Raw genomic sequence first — 17,821 nt, forward strand, 5'->3', positions numbered from 1 at the left:
AGGAGGCAATAGTTTGGCAAAGTTTTTGTATAAATTAGGTTCGTTTATTGCAAAACATAAATGGTGGAGTGTTGTTGCATGGGTCGTTTTACTCGCAGCAATTATTATACCACTTACAATAAGTTCACCTAAATTTGATAATGACATCACTATGAACGGTTTAGAATCACTCGATACAAATGAAAAAATAGAAGATGAATTTAACCAGGATAGTGAAAAAGCACAAATAAGAATTGTATTTAAGAGCGATTCTGAAGATGGCATAGTTAAGGAAGATATGACTAAAGATATCAAAGACACATTGAATGACATTAAAGACAATGATGATGATATTAAGAATGTTTCAGATCCTTATGATAATAAACAAATAAGTAAAGATAAGACAACTGCTTTTGCGGATGTCAATTATGATGTGTCTGCTACAGCTTTAAAAGCAGATTCTAAAGATAATGTAAAAGATGAAGTTGAAAAATTAGAAGATAAACATAATGTACAAGCTGAATTAATGGGTTCAGGAATGGAGTCTACTGAAATTGGCGGTGCTTCAGAAATAATAGGTATTATCGTAGCATTCGTTGTATTATTAATTACGTTCGGCTCATTCATTGCGGCAGGTATGCCAATTATCAGTGCATTACTTGGCTTGGGTACAGGCGTAGGGATTATTTCATTACTTACTTACGCGTTTGATATTCCAAACGTTACATTGACGTTAGCCGTTATGATTGGACTTGCAGTAGGTATAGATTACGCACTGTTTATACTATTTAGATATCGTCAAATAGTGAAGACAGAACCAGATCATATTAAAGCTATCGGTTTAGCTGTAGGTACAGCTGGTAGTGCTGTTATCTTTGCTGGTGTAACTGTAATTATTGCAGTTTGTGGGCTAGCCCTCGTTGGCATAGACTTCTTAGCAGTCATGGGCTATGCGTCAGCTATTAGTGTATTAGTAGCGGTAATTAGTGCTTTAACATTATTACCTGCAATCATCAGCATTTTCCATAAGAGCATTAAGCCTAAACAAAGTAAATCAGAATTTAAAGGCGATGTTGATACAGCTTGGTCAAAATTTGTTGTAGGCAAACCTTTAGCAGCAGTCTTAATTGGACTTATTATTTTAGTAGTAGCAGCAATCCCAATTAGTGATATGCGTTTAGGTATTCCAGATGATGGTATGAAATCGGAAGATACGACACAGAAAAAAGCATATGATATTATTTCAGACAAATTTGGCGAAGGTTATAATGGCCAAATTGCTATGCTTGTGAATGTTAAAGATAAGAAAGATGATCCTCAAGCATTACAAAAAGATTTACAAGATCTGACAAAAGATATTAATGGTATGGATAACGTGGATATGGCGACGCCTCCTCAACTAAGTGATAGTAAAGATTATGCCTTAGTTGCTGTAATTCCTGAAAAAGGACCTAACGCACAATCTACAAATGATTTAGTCCATGATTTAAGAGATTATAATGACGATGCACAAGATAAATATGATTTCAAAACAGAAGTGTCTGGTCAAAGTGTAATCAACATTGATATGTCTCAAAAATTAAATGAAGCAATTCCATTATTTGCGAGTGTTATCGTAGCTTTAGCATTTATTCTATTAATGGTAGTATTCCGTTCAATTATTATTCCATTGAAGGCAGTACTAGGATTCGTATTATCATTAGTAGCAACACTTGGCTTTACGACATTAATCATGCAAGAAGGATTCATGTCTGGTCTGTTTGGTGTTGATACGACAGGCCCATTACTCGCATTCTTACCAGTAATAACAATCGGTTTATTATTTGGTCTCGCAATGGATTATGAAGTGTTCTTAATGTCACGTATCCATGAAGAATACAGTAAGACACGTAACAACGAACATTCTATTAAAGTGGGTATTAAAGAAAGTGGCCCGGTTGTGGTTGCTGCAGCATTAATTATGTTCAGTGTGTTCATCGCTTTTGTCTTCCAAGATGATGTGATGATAAAATCAATGGGTATAGCACTTGGTTTCGGTGTATTATTCGATGCATTTGTCGTTCGTTTACTATTGATACCTGCACTGACACAGTTGTTTGGTAAAGCATCATGGTATATGCCAGCATGGTTAAATAGAATTTTACCAAGTGTGGATATTGAAGGACATGAATTACAAAGTATGATGCCTGCTCAGAAAGTGAGTACTTCAAAAGAAAGTTATGATCGTACATTCAATATTCACCAACAATCAACGACAACAGCTAAAAATAGTAATGCAATTTCAGTTGATAGAAAAACTAAAATGCTATATGATGAGATTGCGCAACAAACAGCGCAAACAGATTTCTTATATCAAGCATTAGCAGACTATCAAGCAGGTAAAAAACAACCGCATTATTACAGCGATAATAATGACGCTAATAATGTAGATAACAGTACAGAACGTAATACAACATCAAGTACAGAAAACAAAGATGAAGACGTTATGTCACTGTTAGCGCAACAAAGTAAAAATATTAACAAACTGAATGAATTAATCGAGAAAACGATTAATAAAAAATAAGTCTAAATATATTAGGATTCTTAATTATATTGAGAATCAATTACTGCCAACAAAATTTCAGATTTTGTTGGCAGTTTTTTTGTCCAAAAATCAACAAAATAGCGTAGATTATAGCTAAATTTATAATTTTTATTAAAATATTGAATTATAAAGAGGTGAATCATGAAAACTTTTTATCAAGTAGAATTTAATGAACCAAACAAGGTAACAGTTAGCATAAATGATGGACTACGCCTTGTGTTAGTGCTGAGAAGTAGATTGATAGTATGGAAATATAATGAAATATATGAATACCAGAAAGGTGATATTTTTATTGTTAATCATCGTGAGCAATTTCGTTTCATAGAAAATAAAGATACACTCTATATTTCTATTCATTTAACTGAAAGTTACTTAAAGCAATATATAGATGATTATAATAATAAAATTTTAATTTTAGAAAAAGGGAGTTTGCAAGAAGTTATTTATAAACAAATCGTAAATGCTATTGCAATGATAGGCGTTGTGGATATTAGAAAGGGGGAGTATTATCGTTTGTATATAGAACAGCAGTTAATAAATTTAATGTTTATAATTGTACGATTCTTACCGACAAAAATGAACGAATCATATAAAACAATGTTAAATGACTATCGAGTAGAATTTGTATGTAACTATATTCAAAGTAATTACACCAATGATATCTCGTTAACTAAAGTAGCCAAAAAGGTAGCACTTAGCACTACGTATTTATCAAAAATTTTCACACAGCAAATGGGAATGGGATTCAATCAATATCTGATTCACATAAGACTTGAGCATTGTAAGGAAGATTTGATTTATACAGATAACACAATTACGCAAATTGCTTTGAAAAATGGTTTTAGCAATTCTAACATGTTACTGAAACATTTTAAGAAAGATACACAAATGACACCTACGCAATATAGGGGGGAATATAAAGATACACATTTGAGTGAAAATCTATATGAAGAAAATGAAAATATTGCATATCAAATTTATTTGCACTATTTATCAGATTATATCAATCAACCTGTCGATAGTGCTATCCAATCAACTGAAGCAGAAAAAGTCATTGATGTTACTTTAAAAGACTCAAAACAAACACTTTTGCATTATCAACATGTAATACAAATAGGAAATTTAGACGTATTACTCATTCAAAGATATCGAAAACAATTACTAGAAGTGAAAAAGTGTATAGGATTAAATCATGTACTGATTAAAGATCCGATTAGAGAAGGTTTTATTAAGGATAAAATTATCGAAAGTGATGAAGTTATACCGAATGTACACCGTTATATGAAGATAGATGAATGCTTGAATTTTTTACTCATGTATCACATTGGTTTAGGCATAGAGATAAATCCACCGAAAGCAATCTCGAAGTTCAAAAGTTATTATAAAGAATTGGTATATGTATTGGAACATATTTATAACACAGTTCCAGATAGTCATTTATTTAATCTAGTACTTTACATAAATTATATAGATGAACAGAACTCTCAAACAATAATCACATTATTTAAACAGTATTTTAAAAATATCAAAATTGTACTGAACTTTAATATTGAAAATCAAGCAGAAGTACACATAGCTAAACGCATTTTAGAGGATCATAAGCAACATATTGATAGTATTGCATTCTGTGCAAATCAAAATGACATAATTAATTTTCAATCTATCGAGAGTGACCAATTTAATTTAGCTAAGAAACACATCACGCTCAAATTAAAGAAAATTATGGAATGGTTAGATGTAAAAAATCGAAAAATTTCCTTTACATTATTGAATTGGAATACATTGATAGGCAATACAAATCTGACAAATGGAGAATATTTTAGAGCAGGCATTATTTTTGAACAACTTATAGAAATGAATGGCCATATTAATATGATTGGATACTGGTTGAATTTTGAGATACATCAGAAATATAGTCAGAAAGATATAAAAAAAGAATTAAATGGTATTGATTTATACCATCAATTTGATGGTAAAAGACCTGCTTTTTTTACAAGTATGTTTTTTAAAAAATTATTAAAAAACATCTTGTATAGAAATGGAAATTGTATTGCTTTAGGTAATACCGAGCATTTTCAAATTGTGCTCTGGGATGCAGAACATTATAACCCTTATTTTACTTTGAATGATTCCTCTAATGACTTAAATCATAAAGAGTATCAAATAAATATTTTTGATTTATTACCTGGGACATACAAAATTAAGCATCTAACATTAGATAAAAACCATGGTGCGTTATATAAAATATGGCAACAATATAATACGCGACATGGCATGGATGAAGAAACGATTAATTATGTTAATCGAGTATCTTTTCCCAAACTGGACGTAAGTGAAGTAGATATAATCGATACAATAACATATCACTTAAAATTACTTACAAATGCAATTCAAATTATTGAATTTAGAAGATATTTTGATAAAAAATATAGCTAAAAAGCAACTAGAGGTTGGACAACGGAAGCTCATTTAAAAAGTAGAGTGTCTGGCCTATTCTCTAGTTTTTATTTCGAGTAAGTATCATTAATCCTATATTTAAACGTGAGAATAATTATTGATGACAAAAATCAATATGTACATTTTTGTCATAGAAGTAATATAAATCGAATGCGTTATAAATAAGATATAAAAACAACAAATACGCTATATTGAGATCTAAAATTACGCGCTACAATATTTTTTATAAAGGATAGCGAGCGTTATTGATTGAGGATGTTAAGAGAAAAACATTTTACAATTAGGCTTATCTTTCCTGTTTGTCATTTGAAAATTTAATTTAGGAGGATAAAAAATGACTCAAAAAGGAAATGTACAGACATATAAAGGAGATAATAAATTAATATTAGGAATTGTATTAGGGGTCGTCACCTTTTGGTTGTTTGCACAATCACTATTAAATGTAGTACCGACTTTGCAGCAATCTTTTAACAGTAATATAGGAACAGTGAGTATTGCGGTGAGTATTACTGCGCTTTTCTCAGGAATGTTTGTGGTAGGTGCAGGTAGTCTCGCTGATAAAGTTGGACGCGTAAAAATAACTTATATTGGTTTGTGGCTTAGTATTATTGGTTCATTATTGATTATCGTGAGTAACTTATCTATCTTACTTATTGTAGGTAGAGTGATTCAAGGGTTGTCTGCTGCAGCAATTATGCCGTCAACATTAGCCATAATGAAAGCTTATTTTGATGGGAAAGATAGACAACGTGCTTTAAGTTATTGGTCTATCGGTTCATGGGGAGGCTCAGGTTTAGCATCTTTATTTGGCGGGATGGTATCGACATTTGTAGGATGGAGATGGATATTTATCTTGTCTATCATCATCGCCTTAGTTTCGATGTTATTAATAAAAGGCACACCTGAAACAAAATCAGTTAGCAAAACTAGGGTAGGATTTGATTACACAGGATTACTATTATTTGTTGTTATGATGTTAAGTATTAATGTGGTGATCACACAAAGTGCATCATTGGGTATTTTTTCACCAATCATTATAGGTTTAATAATAATATTTATAGTTTCGACAATAAGTTTTATTAAATTGGAAAATAAAAAACAAAATCCATTAATCGATTTCAAACTTTTTAATAATAAAGCATATACAGGTGCCACACTTTCTAATTTTTTATTAAATGGTGTAGCAGGTGCACTGTTAGTAGCTAACACATTTGTGCAGCAAGGTTTAGGCTTTAATGCATTCCAAACTGGTTTATTATCTATTACTTATTTGGTAACAGTATTATTAATGATTAGAGTAGGAGAAAAGATTCTACAAAAAGTAGGCGCTAAAAAGCCGATGATGCTCGGCACATTTTTTAATATGATTGGTATAATTTTAATCTCGCTTACATTTTTACCAAGCACAATTTATGTAGTCGTTTGTATCATTGGATATTTACTTTATGGTTTGGGACTCGGTTTCTATGCTACACCCTCAACTGATATGGCTATTTCAAATTCACCTGAAGATAAAGTAGGCGTGGCTTCTGGTATTTATAAAATGGCTTCATCACTCGGTGGTGCATTTGGTATCGCGTTATCAGGCGCACTTTATGGTATCGTGGCAAGTACTACTAATGTCCAAACTGGCGCATTAATAGGATTATTACTCAATGTGTTGATGGCATTATTATCGTTAATTATCATATTGATTACTGTCCCATCATTTAAAAAGGCATAACATTTACGTTATTCAACAAATGCTCTAACACATAAATTACACTCAAAAAGTATATAATGTAAATAAGTTGAATATATTTAATATAGGAGGAACTGTTATGGTGAAACAATTAATAGATATATTGAAAGAGAAAGAAAATCGAATGATTGAGATACGTCGCTATCTTCATCAATATCCTGAGCTATCTTTCCACGAAGAAGAAACGCCTAAGTATATTGAAGACTTTTATAAAGATAAAGATTGTGAAGTAGAAACGAATATAGGTCCTAATGGTTTGAAAGTGACAATCGATAGTGGGAAACCTGGTAAGACGATTGCAATACGTGCTGATTTTGATGCACTACCAATTCAAGAGGATACTGGGTTAGAATTTGCTTCAAAAAATGAAGGCGTGATGCATGCTTGTGGTCATGACGCACATACCGCATATATGCTAATTCTTGCTGAAACACTTATTGAATTGAAAAATCAATTTAAAGGTAAAGTTGTTGTTATTCATCAGCCTGCTGAAGAAGTACCTCCAGGCGGTGCACAAGCGATGATTAAAGATGGTGTCTTAGATGGTGTCGACCATGTATTAGGTGTCCATGTGATGAGTCATATGCCATCTGGTAATGTATATTATCGTGAAGGTAATGTACAAACGGGTAGAGATTTCTTTAAACTTAAAGTGAATGGCCAAGGAGGACATGGTTCATCACCACATACGGCAAATGATAGTATTGTAGCTGGTGCATATTTTGTTAATGCTTTACAAACAATAGTTTCAAGACGTTTGAATCCTTTTGAAACTGGCGTTGTAACAATTGGTTCATTTGACGGTAAAGGACAATTTAATGTAATCAAAGATAGTATTGAAGTAGAGGGCGATGTACGTGCCTTGACTGATGAAACCAAACAAACGATTAAAAAAGAGGTTAAACGTTTAACAGATGGCTTAGAAGCAATGTTTGGTGTGACATGTGAATTAGAATATAATGTCGATTATCCTGCATTGTACAATGATCCAGAGTTTACGAATTTTGTTGTAGAATCTATTGAAAGTGCTGATACAGATGCAATTAAAGGTATAGAAAGATGTGAAGCACAACCACCTTCTGAAGATTTTGCATATTATGCTAAAGCTATACCGAGCACATTTATTTATGCAGGTGCTGCACCTGACAATGGTGACATTCATCCGCATCACCATCCTAAATTTGATATCAGTGAAAAATCATTACGCGTAGCTGCAGAAGCAGTGGGCGTTACCGTATTCAATTATTTAAAATAAACTATTAAAACATAAAATAAAGGTTGTAGCTTATTATACTGGGCTACAACCTTTATTTTTGTGTGCATAATTTTATTCTCATTTTTCATGTAGTTTATGCAAGCGCATTAAAGTGTATATATAGAATAATAAAACAATGAAAAAGGATGAGTGAAATGAATGCAGATAAAAAACTAAGTGAATTGCTTGAAGATTATAATAAGTCGTTAAAAAAATTATTCAAATATGATAAGTCAAAGGCACTTACATTTGATAAAGAAACTAGAAGTGAAGTTCAAGAACAAAAGGGTGTTTTTGTTATCTTTAAAAATAAAAAACCATTATATGTAGGACAAGCAGGTGGGTTTATGACTGGATACAAACTTACTCAAAAAGATTTAAATGATAAGCTTGCACAATTCAATGTGAAATCAGATGCTGGCACAGCAAAATTTAGAAAAGCCTATGTAGCGCAACAAAATTTAGATGAATCAGAATTAAAAAATATTAAAGCAGAAGAACATAATTTGAAATTCCAATATATCAAAGTTAAAGGTAACCCTGCACTAATTAATATCTTAGAAATACTTGCTCTAGAATATGCGAAAGAAAATGATATCGGGTTATATAATTTTCTATAAAATCACCTGAGTTAATGAAGGTGAATAGGAAGAGGGTTGATTGCTATGAATATAAGGAATTTTAATATTCGTTTTCAACACTGTGATATTAAAGTGAAATTACCTAAAGGATACTTTAAGCGTAAAGCTGGTCCATATCCTTTAGTTATTGTTCAAGATGGTGATGACTTATTTAAGGATATTGAACGAGAAGTCATATTTGTAGGATTAATGCAGAATGATAATGACAAAATTTATGCGGCTTGGCAAGATAAAGTCGAAGATGAAGCATTTTATAGTGCAGTGGATGATTATCTCTTATGGATTTCTGATCAATTGTTGCCTTATTTAAAAAAATGTTTCAATGTATCTGAACAGCGCTTGGATATAAGTATTGCTGGAGCGTCACTAGGTGGATTAGTTGCGCTCTATGCGTTATTCAAGAAACCAGATACATTTGGCACATATATACTGATTTCACCTTCAATATGGTATCCAGGCTTTCTAACATTTATGAAACAGCAACCTATTATTAAAGAAGAAGAACATGTTTATTGGTATATTGGCACGCTTGAAGATGAACAACATCCAGAGATCAATACCAATATCTTAGCTCAAACTGAACAAGGCGTAGACATTCTAAATGAGCTCTTAATTTCTGAACAAATAACATTTCATTTCGTTACAAATAATAAAGGATTACACCAGCAAATTTATTTCAAAAAATACTTTAATAAAGCGGTAAAAAAAATATTTTAGTTAATTTGCTCACGTAAAAAATGACAAATTATAGCCATTATTTATCAGAAAATTCGAAATAATAGCATGTAAATTCTGACCTTTATGCTTAATTAATGATAAAATTTAAAGTGTAAGAATTTTTAAAAGAAATAATCGTAAACTTAATTGTGTAATATTCTCATTTGTAATTTGCGAAGAGAAGTGTCTTTTAAATTCTAACTTTATATTATTAACAAACATAGGGGATGCTTTTATGGTAGAAAAAATGAAACAAATTTCAGGGGGTAAATTGTTGACGGGTATTGTATTATCAATATTAACTTATTGGTTATTTGCCCAGTCATTTTTGAATATTGGGCCTCAAATCCAGTCAACTTTTGGTGCTAGTCCAGGTATAGTCAATATTTCTATAAGTTTAACGTCATTTGTTACTGGTGTGTTTATGGTAGTAGCAGGTAACATTTCAGATAAATTTGGTAAAGTGAAAATGACACGTATTGCACTCATACTAAGCATCGTTGGTTCACTTATGCTTATCGTCTCAGGAAATGTCGTATTATTGATTCTAGGTAGAGTTGTGCAAGGTTTATCAGCAGCAATTATCATGCCAGCGACGATTTCCATCGTCAATGACTTTTTTGAAGGGGACGAAAGACAAAAAGCATTGAGTTTTTGGTCGATTGGTGCGTTTGGCGGCACAGGTTTATCATCTTTCTTTGCAGGAGCAATGGCAACATTTATTTCGTGGCAATCTATCTTTATTTTGTCGATTATATTATCTCTTGTTGCGCTGATGCTATTAAAACATTTACCAGAAAGTAAATTAATTAAAGACAAAGCAAATCGTTTTGATTATGTAGGACTTACAATATTTGTGATTATGATTGCGAGTATTAGTTTTGTCATTACACAAGGTTATAAAATGGGATGGCTGAGTACGCCAACATTAATATTATTAGCTGTCTTTATCATATGTGTATTTATGTTCTTCAAAGTAGAACGTGGCAAAAAGTGCCGTTTATCGATTTTGAATTATTTAAAAATAGACCTTATATAGGCGCAGTACTTGCGAACTTCTTACTTAACACAGGCGTTGGTGTCATTGCTTTATTTAATATGTATGCACAAGGTGGGTTGGAATTTAGTGCGTTCCAAGCAGGTTTACTTACTTTACCGTACTTGATTACACTACTTATTGTTGTACGCTTAGGTGAAAAGAGCATTAAAAGATTTGGCGCGAAACGTGCGTTGGTTATCGGACCAATATTTACAGGAATAGGTATATTATTATTTAGTTTAACGTTCTTTGGTACCTCAGGGTATATCGTTGTAGCGTTAATTGCATCAGTCTTTTTTGGTGGCGGTACAGGTCTCTTTGCAACACCTGCATTGAGTACTGCAGTTTCAACTACACCTCCAGAAAAAGTGGGCGTCGCTTCCGGTATATTTAAAATGGGCTCAACACTTGGTGGCGCATTTGGTATTGCAATTATGACTTCTATTTACACAGCGATCATGCAAAGTGGACAAAGTTTACATACAGCGGCAACCGCAGGCTTTATCGTTGGTGCTTGTATTGTTGGTTGTGGTGTTCTCGCGAGTGCATTAATTATACCGACACGTAAAATAAATAGTTAAATATTAAAATTAAAGACCATTGTAACGTTATCGTTGCAGAGGTCTTTATTACGTTGAATTATAAAGTATACTATTGGTCATACATTTCTAATTTTTTATATTTATGTGCCAAATGTAAATCATGTGACAATGCAATAAGCGGTCTAACTGTCATCTGTATACTGCCGATTACAAATAATACTGTACCTATAGTGACAGTAGTATCACTGAAAAATAAAAAACTACCTATTAAGAATATGATGCCAAGAACAACATCGTTTAATTGGTATAGTGCTTTATAAATCATTGTAAGACGTTCAGATCTTTGAGGTGTATTAAAATTTAAATCAGCACTTTTGTTAATAGAATTTTGTTGCTTTGATTTAGACATAGAAAAGGCCTCCCATACATATCTTGAGTTGTCTTACTCATTCCCTTAATGGTTTACATAAAACCAAGAAAGATTTATGATAAAACAAATTCAGAAGGACAGAAAGAGGGGAACATCATGCATTATAAAAGATACTATCAAGCACCTATCGGACGCGTTGCAATAACATCTGACGGAGAGCATATCACTGGCTTGTGGCTACCCAACCAAACCGATTTCGAATTAAAATATGACCATAAGTTAGTAGAAACAGAACAACCTATCTTTGATAAAGTAGAACGTTGGTTAGACGCATATTTCTCGGGAAATATTCCGGAAATTGATTTTCCTTTAAAAGCGTCTGGCACGGAATTTCGTGAACAAGTCTGGGCAGCACTTTTAGAAATACCCTACGGCGAAACAGCAACGTATGGTGAAATAGCACAAATAATAGGGGAAAAAAGAGGTAAAGCTCAAATGTCGTCACAAGCGGTGGGTGGCGCAGTAGGCAGCAACCCAATTTCAATTATCATTCCATGCCATAGAGTTGTTGGTAAAGATGGTAGTTTAACCGGTTATGGTGGTGGCATTGATACCAAAATTGAGTTACTTAAATTAGAAAAAATGGATATGGATGCATTTTATAGACCTAAGCATAGTACAAAGCCTTGAAGCAGTAAGGTTGAGCAATGAATTAAAATGTTCAAAAAAGTTACTTAAATACGCTTGCAAGTTGTAAAAAAACTCTAACTAAGTTGATAATTTAACTCAGTATGGTATTCTATTACACGTCTTTGCTAAAAATTTAAGGGATGGTGAGAATTTTGCCAAAAGAGAAAAAACAATTTTCAAGTGTATTTATATATTCAGCTGCCATCATAGGATTACTTGTTTTGGTTGGCGCAATTTTCCCTCAACAATTTGGGAGTATTACAGGTAGTGTGTCTACTTGGGTTTCAGATACATTCGGTTGGTATTATATGTTGTTATATACTGTAATACTAGGCTTTTGCATATTTCTAGCATTTAGTCCAATCGGTAAATTAAAGCTAGGTAAACCTTCGGATAAACCAGAATTTCGTACGGTGTCATGGTTAGCGATGTTATTTAGTGCAGGTATGGGTATAGGTTTAGTATTCTACGGAGCATCAGAGCCTATTTCGCATTATTTAGCACCGCCAACAGCAGATGCTGAAACAAAAGCAGCCATGTCAGAAGCGTTTCAATCTTCATTTTTAGACTATGGTGTTCATCCATGGGCGATGTATGGTGTTGTTGCTTTGGCACTAGCATATTCACAGTTCCGTAAAGGTGAAAATGGTTTGATTTCAAGAACGCTACGCCCAGTTTTAGGCGATAGAGTAGAAGGTCCTATTGGCACGGTTGTAGATGTGCTAGCAGTCTTTGCAACAGTAATTGGTGTTGCAGTTTCTTTAGGCGTAGGGGCCATTCAAATTAACGCTGGGCTTAATTATTTATTTGGTATACCAGCTAATTCATTGGTTCAAGGTATAATTATAGCAGTAGTTACTGTATTGTTTTTATATAGTGCATGGAGTGGTTTAAGCAAAGGTATTCAATATTTAAGTAATTTGAATATGGTGTTAGCTGCTTTACTACTCGTAATTGTTTTTATTGTGGGACCAACGCTACTTATCTTAAACATGATGACAAGTGGCACAGGAGACTATTTGAATTCAATTTTATTTAATACTTTAGACGTTGCTCCGTTAAATGAACAAAAGTCGGACTGGTTACAAACATGGACAATCTATTATTGGGGCTGGTGGATGAGCTGGAGTCCATTTGTTGGTATATTCATCGCTAGGATTTCAAAAGGACGTAGTATAAGAGAATTTGTTGTTGCAGTGTTAGGTGTTCCAACAGTGGTTAGTATCATTTGGTTTAGTGCCTTTGGTACAACAGGTATCACAGTTGGACAAGAACAAGGTGAATTATTTAAATTACCACCTGAGACACAATTATTTGGAATCTTTAATGAATTACCATTTGGATTTATTCTTTCAATGATTGCATTAGCACTTATTGCATCATTCTTTATTACTTCGGCAGACTCAGCAACCTATGTCTTAGGTATGCAGACTGCACACGGTACGTTAAACCCTACTGCTTTTGTTAAAGTTGTTTGGGGATTAGCATTAGCAGGTATTGCATATGTCTTATTATTAGCTGGCGGAGATACTGGTTTAGACGCCTTACAATCTGCTGCTATCATATCAGCACTACCGTTTAGTTTTGTAGTGATATTAATGATGATTGCTTTATATAAAGATGCAAACAAAGAACGGAAATATCTAGGTTTGACTTTACAACCTAATAAAGAACGATACGAAGCATATACACGTAAGATTGAACAAGAACAAGCAGAAAAATAATTACGTTATAACATGAGACGTACATAAAACAGAGGAGATACAGTCGTAAATTGACAAATATCTCCTCTGTTTTAGTTTGTTGAGTAAAAAGAAAAGCACATTCATTTTTCATGAATGTGCTTTTTATATACATAAATTTATTAAATTCAGTAAAGACTTCCTAGCACATGATTTAAATGCATAAGCTAAATATGGTAATTTAAATTATGCATCTTAATCATGATACGATTAAGTGATTTCAGATTTAATTTAAGGTATTATAATTACGGATATGATCATTAATACTTTCAAGATAGAAAATATTTTTTGGTTCATCAGCTAATTCAGTTTCGTGATCGAATTCTAAATTATCAAAACGTTTAAAGAATGATTCATACGTTTCAACTGAAATTTCAGTACGATTGTTTAAAAGGTCTTTATGTCCTTGAATATCAAGTGCATCTTGGTAGCCTTTTACAATTTTACCGCTAAAGAACTCGCCTACAGAACCTGAACCGTAACTGAAGAGTCCGATTGTATCATCGCCAGAAAGGTCATGCGTTTCTAATAATGAAATCAAACTTAAGTATAAAGATCCAGTGTAGATGTTACCTACATAACGATTATAATATGTAGCATCTTCATAACCAGAAGTTAAGCGTGCTTTTGTTTGTTCATCAACAGAATCTGTTAAAATTGAGTCAAGTGCTTTTTTACCCATTTTAGTAAATGGTACGTGGAAACATAATGATTTAAAATTATCTAATGTTTTATTGTAGCGACGAGCATATTCATTCCAGCTTTCTTGGAACGAGTGAATGTAAGCGTCTTTTGACAATGCGCCATCAACGAGAGGATAAGGTTGTCCACTTGGACGCCAAAAATCATAGACATCTTCAGTGAATGCAACTGCGTCATCATTTAATTCAAGAATTCGTGGGTTTTGTGATATTATCATAGCAACTGCACCTGCACCTTGTGTAGGTTCGCCACCAGAGTTTAAACCGTAACGTGCAGTATCGCTAGCGATAACTAATACTTTTTCATCTGGACGTTGTGCTAAATAATCTTTAGCTAATTGAATTGCTGGTGTTGCAGCATAGCAAGCTTCTTTCATTTCAATACAACGTGCAAATGGTTGAATGCCAAGCAAGTTATGTATTTGTACTGCTGAAGCTTTCGCAGAATCAATTGCAGATTCTGTTGCAACGATAACCATACTGATTTGTTTTTTATCTTCATCAGTAACGATGTCTTTTGCGGCATTTGCGCCCATTGTAACAATATCTTGGCTTACTGGACTAACTGCCATTTCATTTTGGCCAATGCCAAGTAGAAATTTATTTGGGTCAACTTGGCGTGATTCTGCAAGTTTAGCCATGTCTACATAAAATCTTGGAACGTAAAAATTAATTTGATCAATACCAATTGTCATAAAGCGTATCGACACCTTTCTATATATAAATAAGCACCTGTATCATACCAAATCACGCTTATAAAATACAATGATTTAAAATTAACTGTAAATAAAGGAGATTGAAAATGAATAAAATAGCAATCGTAAGTGCAAAACGTACACCAATTGGAAGATTTAAAGGGAAAATAAGTAATTATTCAGCAGTTGAACTCGGAAAGAAAACATTAAAAGCAGCAATAGAAGCAATTAAATTAGACCCAAATACAATAGATCAAGTCATTTATGGCAATGTGTTACAAAGTGGAAGCGGACAAAACCCAGCGCGTCAAATTAGTATCAATGCAGGTGTACCGAATACGACGCCAGCTATGACGATTAATGAAGTTTGTGGTTCAGGATTAAAATCAATTATCCTCGGTAAACAAGCAATCCAATTGGGAGAAGCGAAAGTAGTTGCAGTTGGTGGCGTAGAAAGTATGACGAACGCACCACAACTTATTTTGAAAGAAGGAGAATCACCTGTTCAAAGCTTTATGCATGATGGTTTAACAGATGCTTTTTCAAATGTGCCAATGGGCATCACAGCAGAAAAAATAGCTGAAAAATACGATGTAACACGCGAGCAACAAGATAAATTTGCAAATGATTCTCATCAAAAAGCACATCAAGCGACTGAAGCGGGCAAATTTGATAATGAAATTGTACCTTTAAAAGACGTAAATGGTGAATGGATGACAAGTGATGAAGGTATACGTGGCAATACGAGTATAGAAAAGCTTGCAACTTTAAAAACAATTTTTAAGGAAAATGGCACAGTTACTGGTGGTAATGCATCTAGTATTAATGATGGTGGTTCAACTATTATCTTAATGGACGCAGCTTATGCAAAAGAACAAGGCTATGAAATTTTAGCGCTTCTAGGAGAACACGCTGAAATAGGTTGTGATCCTGATTATATGGGATATGCACCATATCATGCAGTTACGAAATTATTAGATAAGACAGGTAAACATATTGATGACGTAGATGTAGTTGAAATGACTGAAGCATTTGCATCACAAAGTATCCCTGTTCGAGATAATTTAGGCATAGCTGAAGAGAAACTCAATTTATATGGTGGTGCGATTGCGCTAGGTCACCCAATCGGTGCAACTGGTACACGCTTAGTAACGACACTTGTGAATGTATTGTCACAGGAGGATAAACAAAGTGGTATCGCTACGGCTTGTATTGGCGGCGGCTTAGGTATAGCACTAGAAATTGAAAAGGGGCATAAATAATGGAAGCATTAGATAAGTCATTTCGTCATTTATCTCGTGAAGAGAAATTAGAGCAACTTGTTCAAAAAGGCTGGTTGAGCAATGAAAATAAAGCGGTATTGCTAAATAACCCGCTTATTCCTGAAGAGATTGCGAATAGTTTGATTGAAAATGTAATTGGTCAAGGTTCTTTACCTGTAGGTTTACTACCTGAAATTATTGTTGATCAAAAACCATTTGTCGTGCCAATGATGGTAGAAGAACCTTCAGTTGTTGCAGCTGCAAGTTATGGTGCTAAACTTGTCAATCAAACTGGTGGTTTCAAAGTGGTATCTAGTGAACGCTTAATGATTGGTCAAATTGTATTTGATGGCGTAAATGATACACAGGCACTTGCACAAAAAATTAATCAATTGGAACCACAAATTAAACAAATTGCTGATGAAGTATATCCTTCAATTTTAGAAAGAGACGGGGGCTACCGCCGCATAGAAATTGATACGTTTTCAGCGGAAGGCTTATTGTCATTAAAAGTATTTGTAGATACAAAAGATGCTATGGGTGCGAACATGCTGAATACAATTTTAGAAGGTATTACAGCTTATTTGAAAAATGAATTAGACAATATTGATATTTTAATGAGTATTTTATCTAACCATGCGACAGCGTCTGTAGTTAAAGTACAAGGTGAAATAGAAGTTTCTGCTTTATCCAAAGATGGCCGCAATGGACAAGAAGTAGCGAAACGTATGGAACGTGCTTCTGTATTAGCACAAGTAGATATTCACCGTGCAGCGACACATAATAAAGGTGTAATGAATGGTATCCACGCTGTTGTCTTAGCAACAGGTAATGACACACGTGGTGTTGAAGCAACCGCACATGCATATGCAAGTAAAGATGGACAGTATCGTGGCTTAGCAACATGGCATTATGATGAGCAACGTCAGACATTAGTTGGGACGATTGAAGTTCCTATGACATTAGCGACAGTCGGTGGCGGTACAAAAGTGTTACCAATTGCTAAAACAGCGCTAGATTTAATGAAAGTAGATTCCGCTGAACAACTTGGACATGTAGTTGCTGCTGTTGGCTTGGCACAAAACTTTGCTGCTTGTCGTGCATTAGTATCAGAAGGTATCCAAAAAGGACATATGAGCTTACAGTATAAATCGTTAGCCATTGTTGTGGGTGCAGAAGGTAAAGAAATCGCACAAATCGCAGATATGTTGAAAGTTGAGCCAAGAGCCAATACAGCTACAGCACAACAATTGCTAGATCAATTAAGAGAGAACAAATAGAATTAGTATATATAAAGCACCTTCAATGTGAAAGGTATGATTGAATCATAGGTGGATGTATTAGGGGAGTGAGACACGATAATGTCCACTCCCCTTTAGCGTGCTTAGTTTGAAGAGAAATAAATA

The 17,821-nt window shown here is 33.6% G+C and carries 12 protein-coding genes and 1 pseudogene; 11 read left to right on the plus strand and 2 right to left on the minus strand.

What is annotated here, in order from left to right:
• The first annotated feature begins 13 nt into the window (after positions 1–13).
• The 7 genes and pseudogenes from SOJ_RS03155 to SOJ_RS03185 all read left to right on the plus strand — a co-directional run bounded on the left by SOJ_RS03155 (position 14) and on the right by SOJ_RS03185 (position 10,994).
• Positions 14–2,542: an MMPL family transporter gene (locus SOJ_RS03155; RefSeq protein ID WP_002506636.1), complete on the plus strand. Its 2,529-nt coding sequence runs from the start codon at positions 14–16 to the stop codon at positions 2,540–2,542.
• Between the two features lie 162 nt (positions 2,543–2,704).
• Positions 2,705–4,999, plus strand: a complete 2,295-nt coding sequence (gene aryK, locus SOJ_RS03160) for a transcriptional regulator AryK (RefSeq protein WP_002506637.1) — start codon at positions 2,705–2,707, stop codon at positions 4,997–4,999.
• Between the two features lie 355 nt (positions 5,000–5,354).
• Complete coding sequence (locus tag SOJ_RS03165) at positions 5,355–6,743, plus strand: MFS transporter (protein ID WP_002506638.1); 1,389 nt, start codon at positions 5,355–5,357, stop codon at positions 6,741–6,743.
• A 97-nt stretch (positions 6,744–6,840) separates the two neighbouring features.
• On the plus strand, positions 6,841–8,016 hold the full coding sequence (locus tag SOJ_RS03170; RefSeq protein ID WP_002506639.1) for a M20 family metallopeptidase: 1,176 nt from the start codon (positions 6,841–6,843) through the stop codon (positions 8,014–8,016).
• A gap of 155 nt (positions 8,017–8,171) precedes the next feature.
• Complete coding sequence (locus SOJ_RS03175; RefSeq protein ID WP_002506640.1) at positions 8,172–8,636, plus strand: hypothetical protein; 465 nt, start codon at positions 8,172–8,174, stop codon at positions 8,634–8,636.
• Positions 8,637–8,681: 45 nt separating this feature from the next.
• Positions 8,682–9,374: an alpha/beta hydrolase gene (locus SOJ_RS03180; RefSeq protein ID WP_002506641.1), complete on the plus strand. Its 693-nt coding sequence runs from the start codon at positions 8,682–8,684 to the stop codon at positions 9,372–9,374.
• Between the two features lie 235 nt (positions 9,375–9,609).
• A pseudogene (locus SOJ_RS03185) lies at positions 9,610–10,994 on the plus strand (MFS transporter).
• Between the two features lie 70 nt (positions 10,995–11,064).
• Here the strand turns inward: SOJ_RS03185 and SOJ_RS03190 are convergent.
• Positions 11,065–11,364: a YrhK family protein gene (locus tag SOJ_RS03190; protein WP_002506644.1), complete on the minus strand. Its 300-nt coding sequence runs from the start codon at positions 11,362–11,364 to the stop codon at positions 11,065–11,067.
• 117 nt (positions 11,365–11,481) lie between these two features.
• Here SOJ_RS03190 and SOJ_RS03195 point away from each other — a divergent pair, with 117 nt between their 5' ends.
• The gene (locus SOJ_RS03195; RefSeq protein WP_002506645.1) at positions 11,482–12,015 is read left to right on the plus strand and encodes a methylated-DNA--[protein]-cysteine S-methyltransferase; all 534 of its coding nucleotides are present in this window, start codon (positions 11,482–11,484) and stop codon (positions 12,013–12,015) included.
• Between the two features lie 140 nt (positions 12,016–12,155).
• Complete coding sequence (locus SOJ_RS03200; RefSeq protein WP_176722561.1) at positions 12,156–13,739, plus strand: BCCT family transporter; 1,584 nt, start codon at positions 12,156–12,158, stop codon at positions 13,737–13,739.
• 244 nt (positions 13,740–13,983) lie between these two features.
• Here the strand turns inward: SOJ_RS03200 and SOJ_RS03205 are convergent, their stop codons facing one another.
• Complete coding sequence (locus SOJ_RS03205; protein WP_002506647.1) at positions 13,984–15,153, minus strand: hydroxymethylglutaryl-CoA synthase; 1,170 nt, start codon at positions 15,151–15,153, stop codon at positions 13,984–13,986.
• 107 nt (positions 15,154–15,260) lie between these two features.
• On the opposite strand from SOJ_RS03205, the gene SOJ_RS03210 reads away from it, so the two are divergent.
• Both SOJ_RS03210 and SOJ_RS03215 read left to right on the plus strand, forming a co-directional pair.
• A complete protein-coding gene (locus tag SOJ_RS03210; protein WP_002506648.1) occupies positions 15,261–16,415 on the plus strand; it encodes a thiolase family protein in 1,155 nt (384 codons plus the stop codon).
• Positions 16,415–17,695 carry a hydroxymethylglutaryl-CoA reductase, degradative gene (locus SOJ_RS03215; RefSeq protein WP_002506649.1) on the plus strand — a complete coding sequence of 427 codons (1,281 nt, stop codon included), beginning with the start codon at positions 16,415–16,417 and terminating at the stop codon, positions 17,693–17,695. The genes SOJ_RS03210 and SOJ_RS03215 overlap by 1 nt, the downstream gene beginning before the upstream one ends.
• The last annotated feature ends 126 nt before the right edge of the window (positions 17,696–17,821 follow it).

This window comes from Staphylococcus sp. OJ82, from assembly GCF_000294465.1.
Taxonomy (GTDB): Bacteria; Bacillota; Bacilli; order Staphylococcales; family Staphylococcaceae; genus Staphylococcus; species Staphylococcus equorum.

Coding starts and splice junctions, on each gene's coding strand:
- aryK (WP_002506637.1), top strand. CDS start 2,705: ATGAAAACTTTTTATCAAGTAGAATTTAATGAACCAAACAAGGTAACA.
- SOJ_RS03165 (WP_002506638.1), top strand. CDS start 5,355: ATGACTCAAAAAGGAAATGTACAGACATATAAAGGAGATAATAAATTA.
- SOJ_RS03170 (WP_002506639.1), top strand. CDS start 6,841: ATGGTGAAACAATTAATAGATATATTGAAAGAGAAAGAAAATCGAATG.
- SOJ_RS03175 (WP_002506640.1), top strand. CDS start 8,172: ATGAATGCAGATAAAAAACTAAGTGAATTGCTTGAAGATTATAATAAG.
- SOJ_RS03180 (WP_002506641.1), top strand. CDS start 8,682: ATGAATATAAGGAATTTTAATATTCGTTTTCAACACTGTGATATTAAA.
- SOJ_RS03190 (WP_002506644.1), bottom strand. CDS start 11,364: ATGTCTAAATCAAAGCAACAAAATTCTATTAACAAAAGTGCTGATTTA.
- SOJ_RS03195 (WP_002506645.1), top strand. CDS start 11,482: ATGCATTATAAAAGATACTATCAAGCACCTATCGGACGCGTTGCAATA.
- SOJ_RS03200 (WP_176722561.1), top strand. CDS start 12,156: ATGGTGAGAATTTTGCCAAAAGAGAAAAAACAATTTTCAAGTGTATTT.
- SOJ_RS03205 (WP_002506647.1), bottom strand. CDS start 15,153: ATGACAATTGGTATTGATCAAATTAATTTTTACGTTCCAAGATTTTAT.
- SOJ_RS03210 (WP_002506648.1), top strand. CDS start 15,261: ATGAATAAAATAGCAATCGTAAGTGCAAAACGTACACCAATTGGAAGA.
- SOJ_RS03215 (WP_002506649.1), top strand. CDS start 16,415: ATGGAAGCATTAGATAAGTCATTTCGTCATTTATCTCGTGAAGAGAAA.